The sequence below is a fragment of the Pantoea sp. UBA5923 genome (genome assembly GCF_002431095.1).
GTDB lineage: Bacteria > Pseudomonadota > Gammaproteobacteria > Enterobacterales > Enterobacteriaceae > Pantoea > Pantoea piersonii.
Genome location: NZ_DJDN01000047.1, coordinates 1 through 6,183, shown reverse-complemented (window position 1 = coordinate 6,183; position 6,183 = coordinate 1). Strand labels below are relative to the sequence as shown.

Genomic DNA, 6,183 nt, shown 5'->3' with positions numbered 1-6,183 from the left:
GGCGTGGTAATTGGCGGCGGCAACCTGTTCCGCGGAGCGGGGCTGGCACAGGCGGGTATGAATCGCGTCGTGGGCGACCATATGGGCATGCTGGCGACCGTAATGAACGGCCTGGCGATGCGCGACGCGCTGCACCGCGCGTACGTGAACGCGCGCCTGATGTCCGCTATCCCACTTAACGGCGTGTGCGACAACTACAGCTGGGCCGAAGCCATCAGCCTGCTGCGCAACAACCGCGTGGTGATCTTCTCCGCCGGCACCGGCAACCCGTTCTTTACCACCGACTCGGCGGCCTGTCTGCGCGGCATCGAAATCGAAGCGGACGTGGTGCTGAAGGCAACGAAAGTCGACGGCGTTTACTCAGCCGATCCAGTGAAAAACCCGGATGCGACGCTGTATGACCAGCTCTCCTACGCCGAAGTGCTGGAAAAAGAGCTGAAAGTAATGGATCTGGCGGCCTTTACTCTGGCGCGCGACCATCAGCTGCCGATCCGCGTATTTAATATGAACAAACCTGGCGCGTTGCGTCGCGTAGTGATGGGTGAAAAAGAAGGCACCCTGATTACGCATTAATACCCGACGCAAGATAAAATAAGGTATATTCTGTCGGCGCGGTGAACGTCACCGCGCACCATTCAGGATTATCGCTCAACAGCGATACCGCTTCCGGCCCCGCCGGAATGGCCAGGTCAAACCGAATCCAAGGGTTTCAACGTGATTAACGACATCAAAAAAGATGCTGAAACGCGCATGGACAAATGCGTCGAAGCGTTTAAAAACACCATCAGCAAAGTGCGCACCGGTCGCGCTTCTCCTTCACTGCTCGACGGTATCGTGGTCGAATACTACGGTACGCCGACGCCGCTGCGTCAGCTCGCTTCTGTTACCGTAGAAGACTCACGCACGCTGAAAATCAACGTGTTCGACCGCTCCATGGGCCCGGCAGTGGAAAAAGCCATCATGGCTTCTGACCTCGGCCTTAACCCAAGCTCAGCGGGAAGCGACATCCGTGTTCCGCTGCCTGCGCTGACCGAAGAGCGTCGTAAGGATCTGATCAAGGTTGTGCGCGGCGAAGCCGAGCAGGGCCGCGTCTCTGTGCGCAACGTGCGCCGCGACGCTAACGACAAAATCAAAGCCTTGCTGAAAGATAAAGAGATCAGCGAAGACGACGAGCGTCGTACTCAGGACGAGATCCAGAAAATGACCGATGCGCGTATCAAAAACGTAGATGCGGCGCTGGCTGAAAAAGAGAAGGAGCTGATGGAGTTCTGATCCCATCAGTTGCTTTCTATACCCGATATCCTTGGGTATAAAACGCCGTTCAGAGCTGTGTTCATTGCGAATGCGCTCTGGCGGCGTTTTACATTATGCCTTCCGCGCGAGCGGAGTTATTCGACGTCTTCACAGGGACAGCTTAATGAAGCGATTAACCTTGCTGGGTTCCACCGGATCCATTGGCGCCAGCACGCTGGCGGTGGTCCGCGCTAATCCTGAGCTTTATCAAATTACCGCGCTGGTCGCCGGCCAGAATGTCGCGCTGATGGCGGAGCAGTGTCAAACGTTCCAGCCGCGCTACGCCGCGATGGCGGACGAGGCGTCTGCACAGGCGCTGCGTGAACGACTGAAAGCACTCAACGTCTCAACCGAAGTGCTCTCCGGCGTTCAGGCCGCGTGCGAGCTGGCCGCGCTTGACGAGGTGGATCAGGTAATGGCGGCGATAGTTGGCGCATCCGGGCTGCTGCCGACGCTGGCGGCGATCCGCGCCGGAAAAAGCGTGCTGCTCGCCAACAAAGAGTCGCTTGTCACCTGCGGCCGTTTGTTTATGGAGGCGGTGCGCCACTATCAGGCGCAGCTGCTGCCCGTCGACAGCGAGCACAACGCCATTTTTCAGAGTTTGCCCGCTTCCATCCAGCATCAGTTAGGATACGCTGACCTGCGGGAAAATGGCATTGAGTCCATTATCCTTACGGGATCGGGTGGTCCTTTTCGTGACACGCCGCTGGCCGACCTTGCGACCATGTCGCCGGAGCAGGCCTGCGCGCATCCGAACTGGTCGATGGGACGTAAAATCTCCGTCGACTCGGCCACCATGATGAATAAAGGTCTCGAATACATTGAAGCCCGCTGGTTATTTAACGCCAGCGCAGCGCAAATGGAGGTGATCCTGCATCCGCAGTCGATGATCCACTCCATGGTGCGCTACTGCGACGGCAGCGTGCTGGCTCAGCTCGGTTCACCGGATATGCGCACCCCCATTGCACACTGCATGGCCTGGCCCGCGCGTATTTCAGCAGGCGTAACGCCGCTGGACTTCACCCGCATGTCCGCGCTGACGTTCGCCGAACCTGACTTTGCCCGCTACCCTTGCCTGAAACTGGCGATAGATGCCTGCGAGGCAGGGCAGGCGGCGACCACTACGCTAAACGCGGCCAATGAAGTTGCGGTGGCGGCCTTTCTGGATAACCAGATTCGCTTTACCGACATCGCGGCGCTCAACAGCGAAGTGCTGGCGGCACAGGCGTTTGCGGAGCCGGATTCAGTGGACGCCGTACTGGATATCGACCGCGCCGCGCGCGCCAGAGCCACAGAGATGCTGCCGCGTTTCGCGACCTCGCGTTAACGCGCGCCGCTATTTGTTCGCCTGTGGCGAAAATGGTATAGTCGCTCGCTCGCGTTTCCGTGTATGGCATCGCATCAGATGCGCCTCGCCCCTTTTGGGCGGGAGAGTACCGGGCGCAATGTATTCAGAAACCACAGCATTTCTGACAACAGGAATTAATTACGCGTTATGTCGTCCAATAATCACAACAAAACCGATGACCAACAGGGAACGGGCCCACGTCACGTGGCTATCATTATGGATGGCAATGGTCGTTGGGCTAAAAATCAGGGAAAACTGCGTATTTCCGGCCATAAAGCGGGCGTAAAAGCGGTGCGCCGCTCCGTCAGCTTCGCCGTCAGCAATAATCTTGAAGCGCTGACGCTCTACGCCTTCAGCAGTGAAAACTGGAGCCGTCCGGCTCAGGAAGTCACTGCGCTGATGGAGCTGTTTGTCTGGGCGCTCGACAGTGAAGTAAAGAGCCTGCACAAGCACAACGTGCGTCTGCGCATCATCGGGGACGTGAGCCGTTTCAGTAACCGTATTCAGGAGCGTATTCGTCGCGCCGAGGAACTGACTCAGCAAAATAGTGGACTGACTCTCAATATTGCCGCGAACTATGGCGGACGTTGGGATATTATCCAGGGAGTGAAAAAACTCGCTGAACAGGTTCAGGAAGGTTTATTGCGTCCTGACCAGATCACCGAGGAGAACCTGTCTGCACATTTGTGCATGCAGGGGCTGGCTCCAGTGGATTTAGTGATAAGGACCGGGGGAGAGCATCGGATTAGCAACTTCCTGCTGTGGCAGATCGCCTATGCTGAGTTTTATTTTACCGATGTTCTCTGGCCTGATTTTGATGAACACGTTTTTGAAGGTGCACTGAATGCATTCTCTCTGCGGGAGCGTCGTTATGGCGGCGCTGCACCAGGCGGCGCCTGAGCAAACAGGGGGTAACCTTTGCTGAAGTCTCGTCTGATTACCGCGCTTATTCTCATTCCGCTGGTGATTGCTGCGCTTTTCTGGTTACCGCCCGTTGGTTTTGCGATTACGACGATTATCATCTGCATGCTGGGCGCCTGGGAGTGGGGCCAGCTTGCGGGCATGGCGTCGCGTCAACAGCGTATCTGGCTCTCTGTAATTTGCGGACTGCTGCTGGCGGGGATGCTCTTTACCCTTCCTCCTTATCAGCGCGATGTCCATCTGCCGCAGGTCGCCGTTTCACTCTGGGCGTCGCTGGCATGGTGGATTGTGGCGCTGGTTCTGGTTCTCTTCTATCCGGCATCGGCCTCTCTCTGGCGTAATTCGCGTCCCCTGCGTCTGGTGTTTGGTGTTCTCACGCTGGTGCCGTTTTTCTGGGGCATGATGGCGCTGCGCCAGTATCACTACGACAGCGACCACTATGCGGGTGCATGGTGGCTGCTGTTCGTCATGTTTCTGGTATGGGGCGCCGATTCCGGCGCCTATATGTTCGGCAAAATGTTCGGCAAGCATAAGCTGGCGCCTAAGGTGTCGCCCGGGAAAACCTGGGAAGGCTTTCTCGGCGGCCTGGTCTCTTCTGCGCTGCTCGCCTGGCTGTTCGCCAGCTTCGCGCCGCTGAGCGTCTCCACTGGTACGCTGATCGTCTGCGCCGTACTGGCGACTCTCGCCTCAGTGCTGGGCGATTTGACCGAAAGCATGTTCAAACGTGAAGCGGGTATCAAAGACAGTGGCAATTTGATCCCGGGTCACGGCGGCATTCTCGATCGTATCGACAGTCTGACTGCCGCAGTGCCGGTTTTCGCCTGTTTGCTGTTGCTGGTGTTCCGCACTCTCTGAGGACAGGCGTAGATGTTGAGTATATTGTGGAGTTTTGTCGCCTTTATCGTCGCCCTTGGCGTGCTCATCACCGTACATGAGTTCGGTCATTTCTGGGTGGCGCGCCGCTGCGGCGTCCGCGTTGAGCGCTTCTCGATCGGTTTCGGCAAGGCGCTGTGGCAGCGCCGCGACCGTCAGGGCACCGAATATGTTATCGCGCTGATCCCGCTCGGGGGCTATGTCAAAATGCTCGACGAGCGCGTGGAAAGCGTGCCCGCCGAATTGCGTCATCAGGCTTTTAACAATAAAGCCATCTGGCAGCGCGCCTCGATTATCGCCGCTGGCCCCGTCGCTAACTTCATCTTCGCCATATTCGCCTACTGGGTCGTATTTATTCACGGCGTGCCCGGCGTGCGTCCGGTGGTTGGCGAAATTGTGAACGGTTCGGTGGCGGCGGAAGCGCAAATTGCCAGCGGGATGGAACTTAAGGCGGTAGATGGCATCGAAACGCCTGACTGGGATGCCGTACGTATGGCGCTGATTGGCAAAATCGGCGACGCACATACGGTGCTGACCGTTTCTCGCTTCGGCGAAGAGGCGACGCAGCAGAAAGATGTCGACCTGCGCAACTGGCAGTTTGAGCCAGACAAAGAGGATCCGGTCGTTGCGCTGGGCATTCGCCCGCGCGGCCCGCAAATCGAAACCACGCTGGCGGAAGTGCAGGCAAAGTCGCCTGCGAGCGTTGCCGGTTTGCAAGCGGGCGACAGGATCGTTAAAGTCGATGGTCAGCCGTTAACGCAATGGCAGACTTTTGTGATGCAGGTACGGGATAACCCCGGCAAAAATATGGCCCTGGAAGTTGATCGCGGCGGCGAGACGGTGCAGTTGACGTTAACGCCGGAAGCCAGGCCAGGCGCGAAAGCAGAAGGTTTCGCCGGGGTAATCCCGCGCGTGATTCCGCTGCCTGAAGCCTATAAAACGGTAAGGCAGTATGGCGCGTTTGACGCTATTGGTGAGGCCAGCGCGAAAACCTGGCAACTGATGAAGCTGACGGTCTCCATGCTGGGCAAGTTAATTACCGGAGATGTGAAGCTGAACAACCTGAGCGGGCCGATTTCGATTGCGCAGGGTGCAGGATTGTCAGCGGAATACGGGATGATTTACTACCTGATGTTTCTGGCGTTGATTAGCGTCAACCTCGGAATCATCAATCTCTTCCCACTGCCGGTGTTAGATGGTGGGCATTTGCTCTTCCTGGCGATCGAAAAGATCAAAGGTGGACCGGTGTCCGAGCGAGTTCAGGACTTCAGTTATCGCATTGGCTCAATCTTGCTGGTGTTGTTAATGGGGCTTGCACTTTTCAATGATTTCTCACGTCTGTAATAGCTGGAACGCAGACAGACGCGGGATGTGTTAGGAAAACGCATAATAACGATGGCGATGAAAAAGTTGCTCATAGCGTCGCTGCTGTTTAGCAGCGCCACCGTTTACGGTGCAGACGATTTCGTGGTGAAGGATATTCATTTCGAAGGGCTGCAGCGAGTCGCCGTCGGCGCGGCTCTGCTGAGCATGCCGGTACGAGTTGGCGATACGGTTAATGACGAAGATGTCAAAAATACCATTCGTTCGCTCTTTGCTACCGGCAACTTTGAGGATGTTCAGGTCCTGCGCGACGGAACTACGCTGATTGTTCAGGTGAAAGAACGTCCTACCATTGCCAGCATTACCTTTACCGGCAACAAAGCGGTGAAAGAGGATCAGCTCAAGCAAAACCTTGAGGCCTCTGG

7 protein-coding genes are annotated in these 6,183 nt (G+C 56.9%); all 7 read left to right on the top strand.

The annotated features are described in order from the left end of the window. The coding region (pyrH, locus tag B3797_RS11425; RefSeq protein ID WP_311791125.1) for a UMP kinase at window positions 1–573 on the top strand (573 nt) is incomplete at its 5' end. A gap of 141 nt (window positions 574–714) precedes the next feature. After that, window positions 715–1,272, top strand: coding sequence for a ribosome recycling factor (gene frr / locus B3797_RS11420; RefSeq protein ID WP_120455838.1), 558 nt, complete (start codon window positions 715–717; stop codon window positions 1,270–1,272). A gap of 145 nt (window positions 1,273–1,417) precedes the next feature. Beyond that, the gene (ispC, locus tag B3797_RS11415; protein ID WP_120455840.1) at window positions 1,418–2,620 is read left to right on the top strand and encodes a 1-deoxy-D-xylulose-5-phosphate reductoisomerase; all 1,203 of its coding nucleotides are present in this window, start codon (window positions 1,418–1,420) and stop codon (window positions 2,618–2,620) included. Window positions 2,621–2,788: 168 nt separating this feature from the next. Continuing rightward, a complete protein-coding gene (ispU, locus tag B3797_RS11410) occupies window positions 2,789–3,541 on the top strand; it encodes a (2E,6E)-farnesyl-diphosphate-specific ditrans,polycis-undecaprenyl-diphosphate synthase (protein ID WP_120455841.1) in 753 nt (250 codons plus the stop codon). Between the two features lie 18 nt (window positions 3,542–3,559). Then, the gene (cdsA, locus tag B3797_RS11405) at window positions 3,560–4,417 is read left to right on the top strand and encodes a phosphatidate cytidylyltransferase (protein ID WP_311791124.1); all 858 of its coding nucleotides are present in this window, start codon (window positions 3,560–3,562) and stop codon (window positions 4,415–4,417) included. A gap of 12 nt (window positions 4,418–4,429) precedes the next feature. After that, the gene (gene rseP / locus B3797_RS11400) at window positions 4,430–5,779 is read left to right on the top strand and encodes a sigma E protease regulator RseP (RefSeq protein WP_311791123.1); all 1,350 of its coding nucleotides are present in this window, start codon (window positions 4,430–4,432) and stop codon (window positions 5,777–5,779) included. 51 nt (window positions 5,780–5,830) lie between these two features. Further along, window positions 5,831–6,183, top strand: a 353-nt coding sequence (locus B3797_RS11395; RefSeq protein ID WP_414693070.1) for a POTRA domain-containing protein, incomplete at its 3' end; no start/stop codon positions are given.

Excerpts from the sequence above, each read along its gene's own strand:
- ispU (WP_120455841.1), top strand. The coding sequence starts at position 2,789 with ATGTCGTCCAATAATCACAACAAAACCGATGACCAACAGGGAACGGGC.
- ispC (WP_120455840.1), top strand. The coding sequence starts at position 1,418 with ATGAAGCGATTAACCTTGCTGGGTTCCACCGGATCCATTGGCGCCAGC.
- rseP (WP_311791123.1), top strand. The coding sequence starts at position 4,430 with ATGTTGAGTATATTGTGGAGTTTTGTCGCCTTTATCGTCGCCCTTGGC.